Source organism: Flavobacterium sp. GW823-FHT06G12, assembly GCF_058794775.1.
Genome location: NZ_JBXAHE010000003.1, coordinates 231,903 through 249,580 on the forward strand (window position 1 = coordinate 231,903; position 17,678 = coordinate 249,580).

13 protein-coding genes are annotated in these 17,678 nt (G+C 34.9%); 8 read left to right on the plus strand and 5 right to left on the minus strand.

Going from position 1 to position 17,678, the window contains the following annotated elements; translation table 11 throughout:
• Window positions 1–4 precede the first annotated feature (4 nt).
• The 5 genes from AC1Q5Z_RS13680 to AC1Q5Z_RS13700 all read left to right on the plus strand — a co-directional run bounded on the left by AC1Q5Z_RS13680 (window position 5) and on the right by AC1Q5Z_RS13700 (window position 6,784).
• Window positions 5–1,012 carry a nucleoid-associated protein gene (locus tag AC1Q5Z_RS13680; RefSeq protein ID WP_492445353.1) on the plus strand — a complete coding sequence of 336 codons (1,008 nt, stop codon included), beginning with the start codon at window positions 5–7 and terminating at the stop codon, window positions 1,010–1,012.
• Window positions 1,013–1,021: 9 nt separating this feature from the next.
• On the plus strand, window positions 1,022–3,571 hold the full coding sequence (locus tag AC1Q5Z_RS13685) for a sacsin N-terminal ATP-binding-like domain-containing protein (protein ID WP_492445355.1): 2,550 nt from the start codon (window positions 1,022–1,024) through the stop codon (window positions 3,569–3,571).
• Between the two features lie 2 nt (window positions 3,572–3,573).
• The gene (locus tag AC1Q5Z_RS13690) at window positions 3,574–4,650 is read left to right on the plus strand and encodes an AlbA family DNA-binding domain-containing protein (protein ID WP_492445357.1); all 1,077 of its coding nucleotides are present in this window, start codon (window positions 3,574–3,576) and stop codon (window positions 4,648–4,650) included.
• Between the two features lie 61 nt (window positions 4,651–4,711).
• Entirely contained in the window at window positions 4,712–5,611 is a 900-nt protein-coding gene (locus AC1Q5Z_RS13695; RefSeq protein ID WP_492445359.1) for a restriction endonuclease, read from the plus strand.
• A 132-nt stretch (window positions 5,612–5,743) separates the two neighbouring features.
• The gene (locus AC1Q5Z_RS13700) at window positions 5,744–6,784 is read left to right on the plus strand and encodes a hypothetical protein (RefSeq protein WP_492445361.1); all 1,041 of its coding nucleotides are present in this window, start codon (window positions 5,744–5,746) and stop codon (window positions 6,782–6,784) included.
• A 448-nt stretch (window positions 6,785–7,232) separates the two neighbouring features.
• On the opposite strand, the gene mobC is transcribed toward AC1Q5Z_RS13700, so the two are convergent.
• Genes mobC through AC1Q5Z_RS13715 form a run of 3 tightly spaced genes read right to left on the minus strand, consistent with a single transcriptional unit; the run spans window position 7,233 to window position 10,880 of the window.
• Complete coding sequence (mobC, locus tag AC1Q5Z_RS13705; RefSeq protein ID WP_492445363.1) at window positions 7,233–9,221, minus strand: conjugal transfer protein MobC; 1,989 nt, start codon at window positions 9,219–9,221, stop codon at window positions 7,233–7,235.
• A gap of 16 nt (window positions 9,222–9,237) precedes the next feature.
• Window positions 9,238–10,503 (minus strand): relaxase/mobilization nuclease domain-containing protein, encoded by a 1,266-nt coding sequence (locus AC1Q5Z_RS13710; RefSeq protein ID WP_492445365.1) that lies wholly within the window; start codon window positions 10,501–10,503, stop codon window positions 9,238–9,240.
• Window positions 10,488–10,880: a plasmid mobilization protein gene (locus tag AC1Q5Z_RS13715; protein WP_492445367.1), complete on the minus strand. Its 393-nt coding sequence runs from the start codon at window positions 10,878–10,880 to the stop codon at window positions 10,488–10,490. Before AC1Q5Z_RS13715 ends, AC1Q5Z_RS13710 begins: the two co-directional genes overlap by 16 nt.
• Window positions 10,881–11,171: 291 nt before the next feature.
• Here AC1Q5Z_RS13715 and AC1Q5Z_RS13720 point away from each other — a divergent pair, with 291 nt between their 5' ends.
• The 3 genes from AC1Q5Z_RS13720 (at window position 11,172) to AC1Q5Z_RS13730 (ending at window position 13,550) form a co-directional block, all read left to right on the plus strand.
• Window positions 11,172–11,462: a hypothetical protein gene (locus AC1Q5Z_RS13720; RefSeq protein ID WP_492445369.1), complete on the plus strand. Its 291-nt coding sequence runs from the start codon at window positions 11,172–11,174 to the stop codon at window positions 11,460–11,462.
• Window positions 11,463–11,670: 208 nt separating this feature from the next.
• Window positions 11,671–13,206, plus strand: coding sequence for a MauE/DoxX family redox-associated membrane protein (locus tag AC1Q5Z_RS13725; RefSeq protein WP_492445371.1), 1,536 nt, complete (start codon window positions 11,671–11,673; stop codon window positions 13,204–13,206).
• Between the two features lie 80 nt (window positions 13,207–13,286).
• Complete coding sequence (locus AC1Q5Z_RS13730; protein WP_257683742.1) at window positions 13,287–13,550, plus strand: hypothetical protein; 264 nt, start codon at window positions 13,287–13,289, stop codon at window positions 13,548–13,550.
• Between the two features lie 71 nt (window positions 13,551–13,621).
• Here the strand turns inward: AC1Q5Z_RS13730 and AC1Q5Z_RS13735 are convergent, their stop codons facing one another.
• On the minus strand, window positions 13,622–15,952 hold the full coding sequence (locus tag AC1Q5Z_RS13735) for an alpha/beta hydrolase family protein (protein ID WP_492445374.1): 2,331 nt from the start codon (window positions 15,950–15,952) through the stop codon (window positions 13,622–13,624).
• 336 nt (window positions 15,953–16,288) lie between these two features.
• Window positions 16,289–17,671, minus strand: a complete 1,383-nt coding sequence (locus AC1Q5Z_RS13740; protein WP_492445376.1) for a RagB/SusD family nutrient uptake outer membrane protein — start codon at window positions 17,669–17,671, stop codon at window positions 16,289–16,291.
• Between the last annotated feature and the right edge of the window lie 7 nt (window positions 17,672–17,678).

Below are 17,678 nucleotides of genomic sequence, written 5' to 3' on the forward strand. Positions count from 1 at the left end.
GAATATGGCTACTCATTTTGTTGGAAACAAATTGAGGGACGAAGGAATTAAAATTTCAGCAGGAGAGGTAAGCATTCCTGAGGGAGATACAAAAAAATATCTGTTAAAGTATTTGTTGTCCTCTTTTAATGATAATGAAAAGTTCAATTTTACCAATCCTACAGAGCTGTCATTAAATGCTGTGTACACTTTAATCAGTAGAATATTTTCTGATATACATTCATTTTATGAGAATTCTATTGAACTTTCAAAGCATCTATACTCAAGTTCTACCCATCCAAAAGTAAATGGAGGAGAGTTTACGGTTTGTCTGTTTGAAAATATTCTTTTAGACGGAATTGAAACAAATGCAATAGGTCTATTTAAGACTGAGGTTAAAGATGTATTTCTAAAATTTGATTCAACAAAAGATAATTATATAATAAGATATGATAATGGGGTTAATGTAGGTAAACTGGATAAGGGCTGCCTAATATTTGAACAGCAGGTTGAAAATGGATTTAAGGTCTGCATTGTCGATTCAAATAAATCTAATGACACCCAATATTGGAAAGATAACTTTTTAAACATTAAGCCTCTTTCAGACGAATACCATTTCACTAAAAATTTTCTTTCAATTACAAAAGATTTTGTAACAAATCAGCTTTCAGAAGAATTTGAAGTGAGCAAAGCTGATAAAATAGATATATTAAATCGCTCAGTAGAATATTTTAAAACACATGATAGATTTGAGAAAAAAAGCTTTGAAGAAGCGGTGTTTGATAATCCTGAAATGATACAGTCATTTAGAAGTTATGACGAAGAGTATAGAGAAAGCAAAAATGTAGAGATTTCAGATGATTTTGCAATTTCATCGCACGCTGTTAAAAAACAGTCCCGCGTCTTTAAAAGTGTTTTGAAACTGGATAGGAATTTTGATATTTATATTCATGGCAATAAGGATTTGATAGAAAAGGGCACAGAAAAGGACGGCAGAAAATTCTATAAAATTTATTATGAAGAAGAAAAGTAATTAGTTTATATGATTAAATCAATCGAAGAAGGCCGCAGAGAAGATGGCAACAGATCAATTGCAGACAAGATAATTAAGAGGCTGCATGATTTAGAAAAAACAGTACAGAATAACCATGGTCGCTGGGCGTGGGAGCTACTGCAAAATGCTAAAGATAGTGTGGCCGAAACCGATAGAAAAGTTTCGGTCAGGATTAATTACAGCCATGATGAAATTGAATTTCTGCACAATGGAAACCACTTTACGGAAAAAGATATCAGAGGGCTAATAAACCAAATTTCGTCTAAGGAAGTTGATGAAGGAGAAATTAGTGCCCGCACCGGCAGATTTGGCACCGGTTTTCTAACTACTCACCTGCTTTCTAAAGAAGTGTTTATCAAAGGTGTAGTTGAAACAATTGAAGGTGAACTTTTTGATTTTGGTTTTCCTTTGAACCGCAATGGAAAAACCACTGCGGCACTCATACCTAATATTGAAAATGCCTGGAAGGAATTTCATTCTTCAACTGAAGGGAGTAAAATCAAACAATATAATCCGGAAGAATTTAATACCTCTTTTACTTATGTACTTGAATCCGATCAGCAAAAAGATATTGCAGATATCGGAGTTTATGAATTTATAAATTTAATCCCGTATGTCCTTTCGTTTATTCCTGAAATCTATCAGGTAGAAATAAGTGACACGACCACTGAAAGCGAGGTTATATTCATAAATGATTTGCAAAGTGAAAATAAATTTAAAAAAATAATCAAAATAGAAAACGGCAAAAAAAGTATTGTCAGATTATTATATGCAACAAACGGTAAGGTTTCAATTGCCACACGAACTATTAAAAGAGCTGATAATTTTGAAGTTTTAAATTTGGATAAAATCCCCAAACTGTTCTGTGATTTTCCATTAATAGGCACGGAAAATTTTTATTTTCCTGTAGTTGTCAACAGCTTCAGCTTTAATCCGCAAACAGAAAGAGATGGTATATGGCTGATGGGAGATAATGATCCTGAGGTTTTAGAAAATAAGGAAATTTTGCAACAAGCATTATCGCTTTACAAGGATTTAATAAATAAAATTGAGAATAAACCTTTCACGAATATTTTCAGTATTGCAAAATCCAAAATGCCTGCAACTGATGAAAAATACTTTGATACAGATTGGTATAGAGACTTTATTCAAAAACCAATGAGAAAATTCTTATTGGAAAAGTCGATTGTTGATTTAGTTGATAACAGTAAAGGTAAACTCAGTGAACTTTGGTTTCCTTCCAACATATATTCAAAAGAAACAAAAGAAAAATTATGGCAATACACATATGATCTGTTTCCAACACTTGTTTGTAAAAGAATAAATCTCCACAGCTGGATTGAGGTTGTTTGGGACGGCATTAGTAAAATCACATTTAATGACCTGATAAAGGATGTAGCAGACATAGGATCTGTCTACGAATTATCTCAAAAATTTGACAATGAAAATTCAGCTTTTGAGTGGTTGAATGAGGTTGGGGAATTTATCTTAAGTGAGGATAACAATTTACCACTGCTTGAAAAAAATGCAATCTTTCCAAATGAAAATGGAACTTTTAAGACATATAGTAAAGTTTATGTAGATTTTATAAATGACGGTGACTTAATCGAAATATTGCAGCTCCTTGGTGAAGACTGGAACGACATTTTGCTCCATCATAACATAGGATTCGGTAATTATCATGAAAAAAAGAAAACTGATATTGCTGTTAAAATCAATGAAAAACTTAAAAACATAGGTAATAAAGACCAGAATTTCATAAGAGCTATCAGCTTGTTATCTGAGTGGTTTGATAACAATCCAGAAGAAGGTAAAGATCTTTTTTCAGAAACTTACAGAAAGCGTGCAGAACTGTTTATGAATACAATTGAAGATAAAGACAGTTTATATAAAGTGATGAGAAGCAAAACAGATTTATCACATTTATCTAAAGTAGCTGAAGCAATAGAAGAGAATCCACGATTATTTGAAAATATCGAACATGCTAAGGAAATATATTCCCTTTTAAAACAGTACGATATAAATGACATTGAACAGCTGCGTGAACTTCTAAGCAATGATGCGAACGAAATACACAAACCGAATGTGTTATTGCCATTGACGCAGGAGATAATATCAAATATGGGAATATCTTCTATAGAAGAATGGGAAAATGCGATAAAAGATAAAGATCTAAAAAAAATGTTCTCTCATAAATCTACTCCTACTACAGATATGTTCGTTTACGCCCAGAGTTTAATTAAAAAAGCTAAGAAAAACATTGTAAACTATCTGAAGACATTGGATAACTATAATCTAGATCATTTGGACGATTCCACTGCACCAACAATTCTGGCAGGTATTTTAAAAAATGGTGTGCCAATAAGTATCGTTGCAAGACCAGCATATAATGGTGAAGTGATTATTTATTATGGTTCAGAACTTGATATTCTGGACTATGAGGCTTCTGAATTATGGATTGATGATGACATTAAACCTAAGGTAATCTCCTTGGGGCATCTTCTAAAAAAAGCGCAGATTGTTAAGTTTCCTGTTTAATTATGAATTTACGTAAAGAAATATATCAAATAATTGGTAGTGCTGAAAGTGAAAAACTAGAATATAAAGCAGTTTTACCTCCAGCTCGAAGTCTTGCACAAATGATAGCAGCTTTTGCAAATACTAATGGAGGAATTATTGTTTTAGGGGTCTACGAAATTAACGGAGATATAAAAATAACTGGACTAAGTGAAGATTTCCGTGCCAATGGAGTAACACATAAAGCAATTGATCTATTATCTCCAGCACCATTAATTACGTATGATTATATAATTTATGATAGTAAAAGATTGTATGTTATTGAAGTAGAGAAATCATCTGATAACATCGCTCTGGAGAATAAATTTTATATAAGAAAAGGAACTAGTATTATTCTTAGTAATCCGGAAATAAAACCAGAAGATGAGGATCAGCTTCCATTGCTTAAAAAATTAAATTCGCAATGGCTGGATTTTCGTCTATCCAGTACAAGTTCAAAATCAAAGTTTTTAGAACATTACTCCAGCGTACTCAATATTATTAATGACTTAGGAAGAGTTTTGTATCCTCATTCGATATCTATTCCGACAAATAATCAAGAAGGAAAGATCCTAATGAGAATTTTATTTTCGTCATGCGCTGACAATTTTGAAATTTATTTGACCGATCTTTTGTATGAAATTTATCTAGCAAATCCAGCAACATTAAAATCTGGTCAGCAGGTTACCATAAAAGAAGTGCTTGATTGTGCAGACATGCAGGAATTTGTACTTTATTGGGCAAAAAAGAAATTGGGTAAACTGCAAAGAGGAAGCGTAAAAGGTTTTATTTCAGATAATGTTCAAATAAGTGATCTTAAAGTACTTGATCATAATATGCAGGAAAACATTGAAAAAATTCTGCAAATTAGGCATTTATATGCGCATGGAAATGGTATTATTGATGAAAAGTTTCTCCAGTTCTATACCGGGCAATATAATTTAAATGAGGAACATCAGCTATCTGTTGAAGATATGCTCAAACATTTTTCTTATTTGGCAGAGGCAGTTAATAGTATAGATAATGCAGCAATCCTAAAGTACCAGTTAGCAGCGCTCTAATGAATAATGGACTTTATAAAAGAAGAATTATTATGAATGTGAAAGAAAGATTGAGCTTTGTATGAAATTTAAGGAGGAAGACATAGATTTTGAAAAGATAAATTGGAAACAATTTGAAGAACTATCATTTGATTTAATTGCGATGTTTTCATTTCATTCTTTAAAATGGAGGCAAGGCGGTGCGGATGATGGGAGAGATATTGAAGCATATCGAACTATTTATAATGCGATGGTCCATCAATTTGAAGAAAAGTGGTTTTTCGAATGTAAAAAGTATACTTCAGGGATTGCTGTTGCTGACATTCATGAAAAATTGGCATGGGCAAGAGCTGAGAAAGCCAATCATTTTGTAATTATAACCAATAGCTATCTGACAAAAGCATGTAGAGAATTTATAGAGAAAACCAGAAACAGCGAATCTTTTAAAATCCATGCAATTGAGGGGAAGCATTTGAAAAAGCTAATAATTAAATTTCCTGAGATTGTACGGAAATATTTCATAGACCGATATTCACAGCTTGTTCAAAATTCTTTTCAGGTATGGCTTTACCATGATTTTCTTCCAGATGAAAAAACTTTAGTTGACATTTGCAAAAATATCCAGCTTGAAAGACTTTCATATCAAGAAATAGGATTTTTATGGTTTGTGTTACATGAAAAACAATATGAATTGGAAGAATATTGCAAAAGGGAAGAATTGGAATTAATTTATGTTGATTTTGTAACACCATATTTAAAGAAAAGTGTCAATCACAGTTATCCAGTTTTAACAAAAAATGAGGTTGAAAATTATGTAGGATTAAACACCTATGGTCTTGCTTGGTTCCGATCAGAAGGAGCTGACAGATTTTATGCGTCATGCCATTATGAAATAAAGCGTACAGAATATCTTCAAGTATGTTTTATTCGTAATGCACAAAATCTTGATGTTAGGATTGCATTTAAAAATGAGGACAATTGATTTACCTACTTGGTATAAAAATAGTTTATAATTAAAAAACTATTAACATAAATCTTAACTTAAGATATACTGCGATGCTAAGGTAGGTTAATTTCATTCTCCAATTATACAATATAGTAAATATCCAATGAAATGATACAGGTTTTTAAGAACTCATGTAATTACTTTTTCAAGAATAAATCAAAACTGAATTATGCCGTTTCAATTTTTTTTATTTTAATATTCAGCTATTTCTATATTACAGTAAATTTAAATTCGGAAGGATTATTAACCGGAATGATTTCGAATATTTTTACATTTTCAAGTATTTTTTCCGTAATCTTAATAACTTTTATAATATCGAAAATATTCCAAATAAGAAATGAAAGTAGAGATATAAAAAATAAGGTTATTATGCTTTCTAATAAGGTGACTGATTTTAGAAGAATCTGTGATAAAATATTCAGCAGTTATGAGGTTTGGGATGGTAAGACTAAAGCTGTACTTGAAAATAAGTACAAAATGCTGACTTATCGCCATTTATATGATGATTACATGAAAAAAAAGCCCAAAAAATTAATAGAAGAATTTATAAATGATCAGGATTTAAAAGGAGCATACTTTTATCTTGCACTTAGGGATCTAGTACGTGTTAAAGGAAGAAGATATAATCTGGAGTTATATGGAAATTATGACGAAGATATTATTTACTCTTTTGATGTGGTTTCTGTATGGTCAGGAATAGGATGTGCTAATACTTTTTTCTATTATCTGGATCATAAATATAATTCTTATAAGAAATCAATACTTATTGATCTTTTAAGTAATCAGGAGAAAAGGGAGATTGAAAATCTGGCAAAAAAAATTAATAAGGAGAAGTATCAGGATAGAAAATTTGACAGGACGCTTCTGGTAGAAATTGGAAATGATTTTGAGATGGATTTGTTTCCAAAACTATACAGCTGTCTATACGAATTAAATGAAAGTTTTTCTAAAACCCTAAGCTATACTCTTTCTATGTTAATATATATTATAATTTTCGGTGTTTTTATACCTCTTTTCTTTCCACTATTTAAAGATTTTTTAATAATTCAAAAAGTTCTCGTTTATCTCAGTACTTTAACCATATCATTGCTTTTTTTAAATTTTATAATTGATTTTAAAAGTATCTTGAGAAAAGAAATTGAGATATAGAAAAGGCAATCTTGCGATAATAACATCGGTACTTTATTTTGTTTTAAAGAGCATTCAAACATTTAGTGGCATACTAAAAAGTGAGCTGTTTTTTGTAATGCTGACTCGTGTAAAAACTAAATTTTAAATGGCTGTGTAAGTTTGAAAAGTTTCTTCATAGATAGTTTCCTTGATACCTGCTAGTTGCTGGTTATTTTTTCATAAGCTGATAAAAGTACTTAAGAGCGGTACGTGCTAGACAGAGATGTGCAAGTCAGTTAAAGTTGCCGATGTTGATATATCTTTTCTCAAATAAAACCACTGTGTCGATAATGTTTGCCAATTCCAATCATATCACTTCGTTAGTCGGCAGATTGCTCTCAAAATCACGTTTTATGTCTTTCTTAATTCATGACGCAAATTATAGAAAAAGCAGAATCAAGTTAAAAATATCGAAAGTATGGAATGATTATTTTTTCTTTCTGATCACTAAATGAGACAGAGCAGGGTCATGAATAAGACGCTCCATTTCTGAATTGACTATTTCAGATATATCTTCTTTTATCTGCAGATAATTGCGTTCAATCATTGTATTGTTTATAGTGCGCACCGGGCTGATTCCCTGATATGAGCCTTCTTCTTTTCTAAGCTGCTCGTGATCATTTATTATTTCGGAATGAAAGGTTTTCAGCTCAATTTTACAGTCGGGATTATCGGCTGTAATGCCGACAAATTCGCCAGAGCTCAAACAGGAAATCTTCGAGGCAGGCACGGCAGCTTCCAATTGTTTCGATCTGCTGATAGAGGTGTCCGAACTATTGATGGAAAGGCTCTCGCGATCTTGCATTATTTTTCCAAAACGTTCAGACAGCTGTTTGGCCGTATCTCCATTAACCTGCCCGCTGATAATATTTCCTGTGATGTTCAATATAACATCAGCCTGTTCACGCCCGTAATCTTTGCGCAGCTGGCTGAAGTCCTGAATCCCCAAGCACGCGCTTACTTTATTGCTTCTAGCTGTGGCTATAAGGCTGTCCATATTATTGAGATAGATGGTTGGAAATTCATCAAATATAAGACTGCTTTTAAGTTTGTCTTTCTGGTTTACCTGCTTGATGAGCCTGCTTACATAAAGCGAGAGAACTGCTCCATAGGTCTGTATCTTAAGAGGATTGTTGCCCATGCATACAATCTTGGGATCTTCGGGATTATTAATGTCAAGCGTGAAGTCATTTCCAGACAGCACATAATAAAGCTGTGCACTGGAAAGTCTAGCCATGGATATCTTTGCTGAAGCCACCTGACCCTCAAGCTGCTCCATGACATTATTAAGATATGCGCTCACAAATGGATCGATCAGTATTTCTATTTCTTTTTCAGTTCTCAATAAAGTAAAAAGACTGTTGTATTCCACCTGCATCAATTCAATTACATGAGGCAGGGTGCAGAATTCGCCATTGTTGTATTTACGCAGATACCATATGACGGCTGAAAGAAAATTGATGGGCGATTCAACGAAAAAGTCTCCCTGCTTTTTTATCCATTCACGGTTCAAACCCAGAAGAATGGTGCGTGCTGATTCTGATGCGTCCGTAATGTCGTCCATTGATTTTGGATCAAGTGGATTGCATCTGTGTGTGCGGCTCAGATCATCAAAATTAATGACATAGAATTTCGGTTCAACCTTGTATAAATGCTTATTGTGAAGCCAGGTATTATAGGCTATTGTACTGAGGTCGTCAAACTTGAAATCATATACAAACATTGAGAATCCCTTGCGGATATGCTGGGTTATGATATGACGGATCACAAAATAGGATTTTCCGGAACCAGGCGTACCTGCAACCAAGATGCCCCGAAAAGGATTGATGATATTAATCCAGCTTTTTCGGACTTTGTTTTTCAAGTTATAATGTGCCGGCAGATTGATTGAATATTCATTTTCAAGGAGCCTTTCTTCCTGAGGGAATGTCTCGTTTTCCCTGTTGAAAATATCCTTGTTGTTGAGTTTTCTTTTTATAATTCTCGACAAAAGCGTACCGCCTGAGAGCAGGAGCAGATATCCGGCAGCTGTGCACAGCATATAAAGAACAAGTTTATGTTCCAGATTAAATTGTGTGATCAGGAAAAAGTAACTCAAGAAATAAGCCAGAAGACCCAAAGCAATATAGCAAAATGCAGTTTTGAAGTCCAGCTTTTCCTTCTTTCTGCCCTTTGCCCCAAACAGGGAAATACATAAAAATCCCAAAGAAAAAAACTTGGACAGATGAAAATAATCAAAGAGCCCGGTGCGAAAAATTCCGGCCAATATTTTATCAGGAAAACTGCCTGCAAGTCCCCATATTCTAAAAACATTATATCCATAAAAATAGAAATGTAGAAATAACAATATCATGCTGATAAGCCTTGTCATATCCAAAATTTTTCTAAGCGCCTGTTCATTTTCCCCTGTCTGCATAGTTCAAGTTTTTCAGTTAGTAATCCGATTGTCCTTTTCCTTTCCTTCTTTTCTTTTTTCTTTTCAGCTGAGACGGAATATAATCAGCAGAAAATTCGGGCTGAAGCACCGAATCAATTATCTTCTGCAGCTGATCTGCAGAAACAAAAGAGGAATGGTTGGGTTTATTATTTAATTCATCGCCATCCAGAATTTTAACTTCGGTTCTGCCGGTGCTACAACTTTTTATGCCGCACCTCTCTTCAATACCGGATGCTGCATATGGCTTTCCTAAAGCGCTTCCGTTAAAAACACATTTTGTTTTGTGGTCTATATAGGCCAGTCCATAAAGAATTCCCTGTTCATTTCTTCGTTCAGCAGTCTTGATTCCATCTTGGATCAGAATTCCGTCAAGATCAGAAACTGCCTTTATTTTGTTCTGCATAAAGGCGAGATCAACCGCATTTTTTACTCTCTTTAAATGGGGATTTCTCCCTGTCTTATTTGCTGCAAATCTTAATTCCAGATTTTTGAGGATGTGCTTCATGTAAAAGCTGCTGGCTTTCAAGGGAACGCCCACAGGCTGTTTTTTATCGTTCAGAATCTGGTAAACCAGACCTTTATGGAGAAACATTCTTGAATCTTTACTGCCCTGCAAAGCAGTCACGTTGTAAAGGTTCAGCACTGCATTCAATTCCCCGACAGTGGTATACTTATAATTAGGAATAACTGCGTTCAACACAGCAGCAATTGCTTTTTTTGTTTCAGCTGTTCCGTAGCCGACAGTACCGTTTTTTGCAGGTTTTATATTTAGGATCTTTTCCCTTTTATTGTCCTGTGCAGGAACCAGATGGAATGTCTTTTCAATTTCTTTACGAGCTGTTTCAGATTGGTTTCGGCCTATGTTCTGCATGTCAATTCTCTTTCCATCGGACTTTACTTTCACAGAAACAATATGGATGTGCGGATGTCCTGCATCATGATGCTGATAGATCAGGTAGGGCTGTGATCCGAATCCGATTTTTTCCATGTAAGTTTGGGCAATTTCCATCAGCTTTTCTTTCGATAGATCATTTTCGGAGGAATCAAAATTGAGCGATATGTGCACGCTACCGCGCGTGACATTGGAGTTGAGTTCCAGCTGATTTAAAAGAAGTTTCAGTCTTGAATCTTTCTGCAGTTCACATGCTGCTGCAGGATAATTTCCTTCGCCTATAAGTTCTGCTTTTCCTGTTTCGATTTTATTTTCATTGTAATTGAAAATGCTTCTGACTGATGCCCCAGTGTTTATGACTGCAACCATTTTTCTGCTAGGTTTCGGATCGTGATTCTAATATCTTCAATAGAATTGAGCAGTATTTTTTTATCTGTTTCAAAACCCAGAATCCACATTTTGAAATCAGAAATCTTGGAAAGCGAGTGCAGTTTTTTAACTGCCTGATTAAAGTTGTTTCCAATGGGATTCAGTTCTGTTCTGAGGCTTGTTAATTCAGCTATCATCTCATCAAGAGATTGGTTTCTGTATTTTAAAACAACAGGTTTTCGCAGCAGATTTTTCCGGGCAAAATCACTCAGTTTTGGACAGAGCGACTCTGCAAAATATTTCTGAAGGATCTTATATTCCTGCTCACTGAGCCTTAGATGAAGCCATCTGTTTCTGTTTTTTTTCTCGTCTTTCATCATTTTTCCTTTTCATTCGACATTACAAATCTACCAGTTTTCACTGCCAGCGAGTTCCGAGCAGAGAGGCAGCAAGATATCGGTTGTGATACAACCGGACATCTTGCAGATTGCAGGAAGGTGGCAGTCTTAAAGAGTCTGCATTATAACCTCAGACTTCTTTCAAATATTCAGACGAATTTATGCAGTAAAATCCAATGCATCCTATCACAGGTAAATTTTGCTTATGATGCTTTGAGGCGTCATTGCTAACTTTAGACTTTGATTTATTATTTTAAAAAAGCTGAAATTATGAGTACAAAGAATTATGCAGCAAAGGTGTTCGATACTGTATTGAGCATCCCTGGAATGAGTGAGCCGGTGAAGATTGATCTGAAAATTTCACGAAAAAATGTACTACTGTTATCCCACTTTATTGAGAGGGGATTACTGCTTGAAAAAGATGAAGGAAGTTTAATGGCAAGTATAGCTGAAGAGGAATTACTTGAACTGAAAAATGTCTCACTGGAATGTCTTCAGAAAGCCGGACTAGTGGAGCTTAATCAAAAACTTTTGACTTTTATTGGCGATGAAAAGTCTTAGGTAAAAAAGCTTTAGAGACTGAAAATGCTTTATGGATTTTATCTGTAAAGCATTTTTTATTTAGAAAAACGTGAAGATATAAATTGGCGTGTTTTTGATGTTTTTTGGCGTGTTTTTGATGTGTTTTCTTTCATTTTGCTGATTTACATTTGTATAAGTTTAAAAAGAAAATACTTTTATTCTAAACAATTAACTAATTGAATATTTTATGGAATTAAAAGATCAGATCAGAAAGACTACAATTGAAGTTATAAGTCTGTTATACATATTACTTTTTGTATATGCTGCGATAAGTAAATTGTTGGATTTTGAGAACTTCCAAGTACAAGTAGGGCAGTCACCTTTGGTAAGCGCATTTGCATCATGGATTACATGGGCTGTTCCAGTTTTAGAATTGATTATTTCTTTATTACTCTCTATTCGGAAATTTAGAATATGGGGACTCCTTAGTGCATTCTGTCTGATGACGATTTTTACAGTTTATATTTTTATAGTGCTAAATTATAGTTCGTTCGTTCCATGTTCCTGCGGCGGAATTTTGGAAAAAATGAGTTGGAAAGTACATCTATTTTTTAACAACATTTTTTTATTGTTGGCGGCTGTAGCAATCTATTTTCATAGTGAGGTATATGAATTAAAACTTGCGATAAATAATTTTAAACCTCTTAAAAGTATGCTATTTATTTTTTTTTGTAGCACTGGACTTATGATTTTTTTATTTCTGCGTTCAGAAAATATAATGCATTATGAAAATCCTTTTATTAGGCGATATGCAAAGCATCCTGTTGTATTTTTTTCACAAAAAGATCTCAAGTTTAATTCTTATTATATAGCAGGAATTTCGGGTGGCAGAATTTATCTGGGAAATTATACCAGCCCAAGCCGTATTGTTTCGTTTGATGAAAAACTTAATAATGAACGAATACATAAGATTATTTTTAATCCTGAAAAAATTCCTTTTAAAAGTATCAAAATAACTGTAAGTGGCAGGTATTTTTATCTTAAGGATGGAACTATACCTGTAATTTTTCGAGGTAAAATTTCTGATTGGAAAATTAACAATGAATTTAATAGTATGCCTTACTTTACGACAGCAGAACCGATGGACAGTACCACTGTAGTATTTCGTTCCAATAATGGAAAAAAGTTAGCGAATATTATTGGGATTTACAGTGCCGTAAATAAAGGAAAAACAGTGTATAAAGATTCTCTCCTTCAACAGCAGATTGATGGCGTTTTTGATACCGATGGGGTTTTAACCTATAGTGAAATAGATCGTAAAATCGTGTATCTGTATTATTATAGAAATGAATTCATTGTTGCTGGCAAGACAGGAAACTTGGCTTTACGCGGCAGAACTATCGATACTACAACTAAAGCCAAAATCAAGATTTCCTATCTGAGAAACGATACGCAGAGGAAAATGTCGGCACCTCCTTATGTGGTTAATGCCAAAGCTGCTGTATGTAAAAATCTGCTTTTTATACATTCAAAAATCAAAGGAAGATATGAAAATGATAAACTCTGGGATCAGGCAAGCATAATTGATGTTTATGATTTTAATCGAAATGCCTATCTGTTAAGCTTTCCTGTGTACAATTCAAATGATGGCAAAATGAGTTCGTTCAAAGTGACCCGCAAATATTTATATGCCGTTGTAGGCAAGAAGCTTGCAGTTTACGAATTTAGGGATAAACTAAGTAATGAAATGAAGAGCAATAATCCGAAACAGGATTTACGCTAAAAATATACTGGCCAGTATCAGGACAAAGATCGAAAACCTGTAAAAAAAGTAGATCGAAAGTTAACTTAACATTTAGTATTATGAAAACGCAAATTTTTAAAAATGTGATGCCATTTGCTGTTGCGGCAGCAGGTATCTTTGGAGCTTTTGCAACCACTTCAATGCAGAAAGCTGAGAAAGAAGTAGCATTTGTAAATGCTTACAGACAAAGTGACTGCCAGAATATTGTGAAACAGTGTGATAATCAGGAATTAGACTTCCTTTGTCGTATTGGTTCCACTCAACTATATGGTAAAGATGGCAGTGGAAATTGTGTGCAGACCTTATGGCAGGAAAATCCATAAATTGAAGCAAGTTTTTAATAACGATGCCGCACCAAATAGGTACGGCATTGTTTATTTTTTAATTATTATGATTAATCTACTTTATCAATCCAGGTGCAAATTTTTTCATCTTTGAGATAATAAGCAAACCATTGTAGAACACGCTCATTTAAATCTTTCTGGTTAATAGGGTTAAGCAGCGTATGGCCTTCGTTCGGGTAGAGAAGCATAATATTATTTTTGTATAATCTTCGCAGTGCCATATAATATGCCTTACTCTGAAATGGATCCACCTGCGTATCTTCTTTTCCGCTCCACATTAAAAGTGGAGTCTGTAAATTTCCAATGAATGCAAGAGGAGAGTTCCTGTCAAAATCAGCTCGGTCGTAAAAAGGTGTTTTTTCTCCCATGCGCCAGCCGCCTGAAGCAAAGCGCCAAATTTCCGGCTTTGCAGTATTAGTGCCAATTGTAAGATATCGGCTGTTCAGATCCGTTATGGCACCGCTGGCTATTGCGGCCGCAAAAATATTGGTCCGGTTTATGACATAGGCTGTCTCGTAGCCGCCAAATGAATGTCCCATGATGCCAATCTTTTTTGGATTGACAATTCCGCGGTCTATAATGCTTTGTGTACCAGATACAACACAGTCCAAAGTTGAAGGCCCAACATTTTGTTTTTCATGAATTATATCAGGACGGAAAACAAAATAACCATTGGTAGTAAAAACACTTGGATTGTAGCCGGATTCATTTTCAAGCGAAGGATTCCAGTATTTATGGAGTCCAGGAGACTGTGTTTCATAAATGCTGACAATCATGGGATATTTTAGTATTGGGTCATATGCTGCAGGATAATATAAGATTCCTTTTAAGCTTTCGTTTTTTGAATTTTTAAAGGAAACAAGTTCGCTCTTTCCCCAGTCAAACGCGGCATGCCGGGGGTTGCTTTGAAAAATACATTTTTTAGTCGAGTTGTTTTCTACTGATATTATTCTAAGCGGAAGATCAAACTTTTGTTCAGTACAGAAAAAAGTCTTTCTTTTTGACCCTGTAATGAGATTTGAAAAATAGGAATCACCGGCTAGAATTGTGTTAATGCTATTGGATGCATTCCAGATATAGAATCCTGTCTGTCCGTTTTGATTTTCGCCTCGCAGCAGGAGTGTTTTATTAAGATCATACTTCGGCAAGAGAAGTCCATCATAAAGATATTTACGGCTAATAGTTATGGGTTTCAAATCCATCCTGTATTTTATTTTTGATGCTCTGCCATTGGTTAATCTTCGGAATTCAGTTCCATCGGGTTTAACTGCCCACAAGTCAAATTCATCGTAAAGGAGAATTTCCTTATCCTGGGAAGTCCAGCCGGGGTTTCCATATGCGCTTTCTGCAGAAAGAAGATGTACTTTTCCAAAGAAAGACTGTCTGATTCTTGAAGTAATGTTAGTATGGGTTTTACTTTCTATATTGTAAATCCACCAATTTTTATCTTTTGTATAAGAAATGTATTTGGCCTCAGGCGATATGGAGATATCATGCATGTGTACAGACTGGTTTTCAAGAATAAGATGTTTCTCGAAGGTTTTGAGGTCTAAAAAATAATAATCTCTCGGACTTTCAAATTCAAACTGCGGTTCATATGCTTTTGGATCAGAAAGAATGGCAAATCTGCAGTCAGTAGAAAGCATTATTGACAATAATGTATTATCGGTTATTTGTATAAAAGAGTTTGCTTTAGGCATCCAGACACATACTTTTGGTGTCGTAGCGGAGCTCCCGTCACGCTGCCGCTGTGGATAGATCCATCTGTCTTTTGTATTCCAAATTTCAACTTTTGAAGTGGAATGATCAGGAAAAGTTTTATTTTGGTTTGATATGGAAAAAAATACCTTTTGAAGGTCATCTGACACCAGCATCTTATTGCGAGCAAGGCCTGCAATTGAACTGCCTTTAGGAAATGCATCCGATTTGGCAGGATCAAACTGATACAAGTTCTTGTCAGCCATTGTGTAGAGAAATATTGATGCAGAATCTCCAGTCGTCGAATTGCCGCAGAAAGCGACCGCTTTATCGTTTCTCTGCCACGTAAAATTGTCGTAATAATTTTCAGTAGCGCTCATTATCCATTCTGATGCATTTAATTTTTTTAGGTCAGTAAGAAAAACTGAATTTTTCCCATTGTAGCAAAGATTATATAAGAGGTGGATTCCAGATGTGCTAACCGAAAAAGTTGTCACATCTGATATTTCTTGAAGTGTTTCTCCTAGAGGTTTTTTTATTCTTAAAGTTCCTTTGTTTTTCTCTGATCGGCAATACACTACCAATAGGTTTGTTGGATGCGAATACTCGTAATGCTCTACGGCTTCAACAAAATCCATTTTTCCATTTTCAGGATTTATTGTAACGAGTGTGTTATTTTTCATAAAAACAAAAAGGTTATTTTTTGTAAATAAAGACATAGAGGAAGATGTAAAACGGTACGTTTTATTGTCCGAGACACTGCGCAGAAATAAGGAATCAGTTTTATTAGCGTAATTAACTGTGAAACTTACCCATTTTTCATTGGGTGCCGTTTTGTCCATTTCAAAGGTGGACCACAAAGGATAGCTGGCCGGATCTAACTTCTGTTTTACCATTACCTGCCCCGTTAAAGGGCAGGCTACTAATGGCAAAACAAAAAATGAAACAAGGGTAAAAAAAGGTATAAGCGAGATTTTAGATATTTTAAATAGAACAATTTTCAGCATGATAAAATTTTTTTAATATCCGGGATTTTGAGGAAGAAGATTAGGATTCAGATTAAGTTCGTTTTCCGGTACGGGTAGAAGTCTGTCTGTAGTGCTCCAGCCGGGTTTAATTGGCGAGAGTACTGCATCCAGCTCCTGAAATCGGCGTAAATCAAAAAAACGATGTCCCTGCTCGGTAAAGAGTTCCCATCTTCTTTCCTGAAGGATGGCGCTTAAAATTTCCTGAGGAGTTGTTGCATTCGCATCAGCGAGCCCGGCACGTCTTCTTATTTTATTCAAGTCTTCTTTTGCACCGATAAGATCTCCCTGGTGTGTTCGCGCTTCAGCTCTTATGAGGTACTGTTCCGATAATCGAAAGAGGATGGAATACTCTTTAGAAACAGGAGTGTTATTCTGCTCTTTATATTTGTAGGCATGTGACCAAGATCCATTTCCATTAGTCACTGTTCTGATCCAGCTGGCTTTACGCAGATCAGAGTTTTGAAAGGAGTTAAGCAGATATGGAGTAAGCGCCACCGTACTGGGAGGCCCCGCCTGAAAGATAAAAAAAGCTCCTTCGGCGGCATTCTGTCCTGCAGAGGATGTCTGAAGCTGCCAGATTGTTTCTTTTGAACTATTTAAAAATACCTTTGAAAGATCATTTTCCAGAATATAGAGTTCTGTCTTGTTTAGCACTGCTGAGGCTTCGTTTGATGCTTCTTCATACATTTTGCTGTAGATATACACTCTTGCTAAGAAAGCATGGCAGACAGATTTATTGGGACGTATTCTAGCGGAAGATGGATAATCATCAGGCAATAGTGCTAAGGCATCATTCAGATCACTAATGATCTTCTGATAGACCTGTTCTTCAGTTAGTCTGCTGACATTTGAATTTTTATCATATTCGGTGTCTTTGACGTATGGTATATCGCCAAAAAGATTCCGGAGGTAAAAGTGGGACAGCGCTCTAATGAATAGAGCTTCACCAAGCAGTTGTCTTTTTTGATTCTGGCTGATATTTAAACTCTTTTCAACCCCTTTCAATACTGCATTAGCCGCATAGATCTGGTTGTAAGAGTTATTCCAATATGTCAGAATAACTGCTGATGCAGGAGATACAGTATTATTATAAAATGTGAATACGGGATTGGAAGGGAGTCCATAAGCAGTCAGTTCATCTGCATAATTTCCAAGCTGATTAGAAATTCCACTGGTAGATCCATTAAGGACTCCATTATCTCTGATTTTGGAATACACATTTGTAAGGGCTGCATTTGCCGTATCGTAATTTTCAAATACAGCTTGTGCCGTAAGTTGTGATTTTGGAAGGTCAACTTCTACAAAATCATTGCATGCGCTGCAAACCAGTATTGCAGCGAGCAGTAAAAATTTTAAATTTTTTGAACGTGTCATTAGTTTG

What these genes read in the sequence shown, in the direction of transcription:
- AC1Q5Z_RS13700 (WP_492445361.1), top strand. Translation starts at nt 5,744, where the DNA reads ATGATACAGGTTTTTAAGAACTCATGTAATTACTTTTTCAAGAATAAA.
- AC1Q5Z_RS13740 (WP_492445376.1), bottom strand. Translation starts at nt 17,671, where the DNA reads ATGACACGTTCAAAAAATTTAAAATTTTTACTGCTCGCTGCAATACTG.
- AC1Q5Z_RS13710 (WP_492445365.1), bottom strand. Translation starts at nt 10,503, where the DNA reads ATGGTTGCAGTCATAAACACTGGGGCATCAGTCAGAAGCATTTTCAAT.
- AC1Q5Z_RS13685 (WP_492445355.1), top strand. Translation starts at nt 1,022, where the DNA reads ATGATTAAATCAATCGAAGAAGGCCGCAGAGAAGATGGCAACAGATCA.
- AC1Q5Z_RS13725 (WP_492445371.1), top strand. Translation starts at nt 11,671, where the DNA reads ATGGAATTAAAAGATCAGATCAGAAAGACTACAATTGAAGTTATAAGT.
- AC1Q5Z_RS13695 (WP_492445359.1), top strand. Translation starts at nt 4,712, where the DNA reads ATGAAATTTAAGGAGGAAGACATAGATTTTGAAAAGATAAATTGGAAA.
- AC1Q5Z_RS13720 (WP_492445369.1), top strand. Translation starts at nt 11,172, where the DNA reads ATGAGTACAAAGAATTATGCAGCAAAGGTGTTCGATACTGTATTGAGC.
- AC1Q5Z_RS13680 (WP_492445353.1), top strand. Translation starts at nt 5, where the DNA reads ATGGCTACTCATTTTGTTGGAAACAAATTGAGGGACGAAGGAATTAAA.
- AC1Q5Z_RS13690 (WP_492445357.1), top strand. Translation starts at nt 3,574, where the DNA reads ATGAATTTACGTAAAGAAATATATCAAATAATTGGTAGTGCTGAAAGT.
- AC1Q5Z_RS13735 (WP_492445374.1), bottom strand. Translation starts at nt 15,952, where the DNA reads ATGAAAAATAACACACTCGTTACAATAAATCCTGAAAATGGAAAAATG.
- mobC (WP_492445363.1), bottom strand. Translation starts at nt 9,221, where the DNA reads ATGCAGACAGGGGAAAATGAACAGGCGCTTAGAAAAATTTTGGATATG.
- AC1Q5Z_RS13715 (WP_492445367.1), bottom strand. Translation starts at nt 10,880, where the DNA reads ATGAAAGACGAGAAAAAAAACAGAAACAGATGGCTTCATCTAAGGCTC.
- AC1Q5Z_RS13730 (WP_257683742.1), top strand. Translation starts at nt 13,287, where the DNA reads ATGAAAACGCAAATTTTTAAAAATGTGATGCCATTTGCTGTTGCGGCA.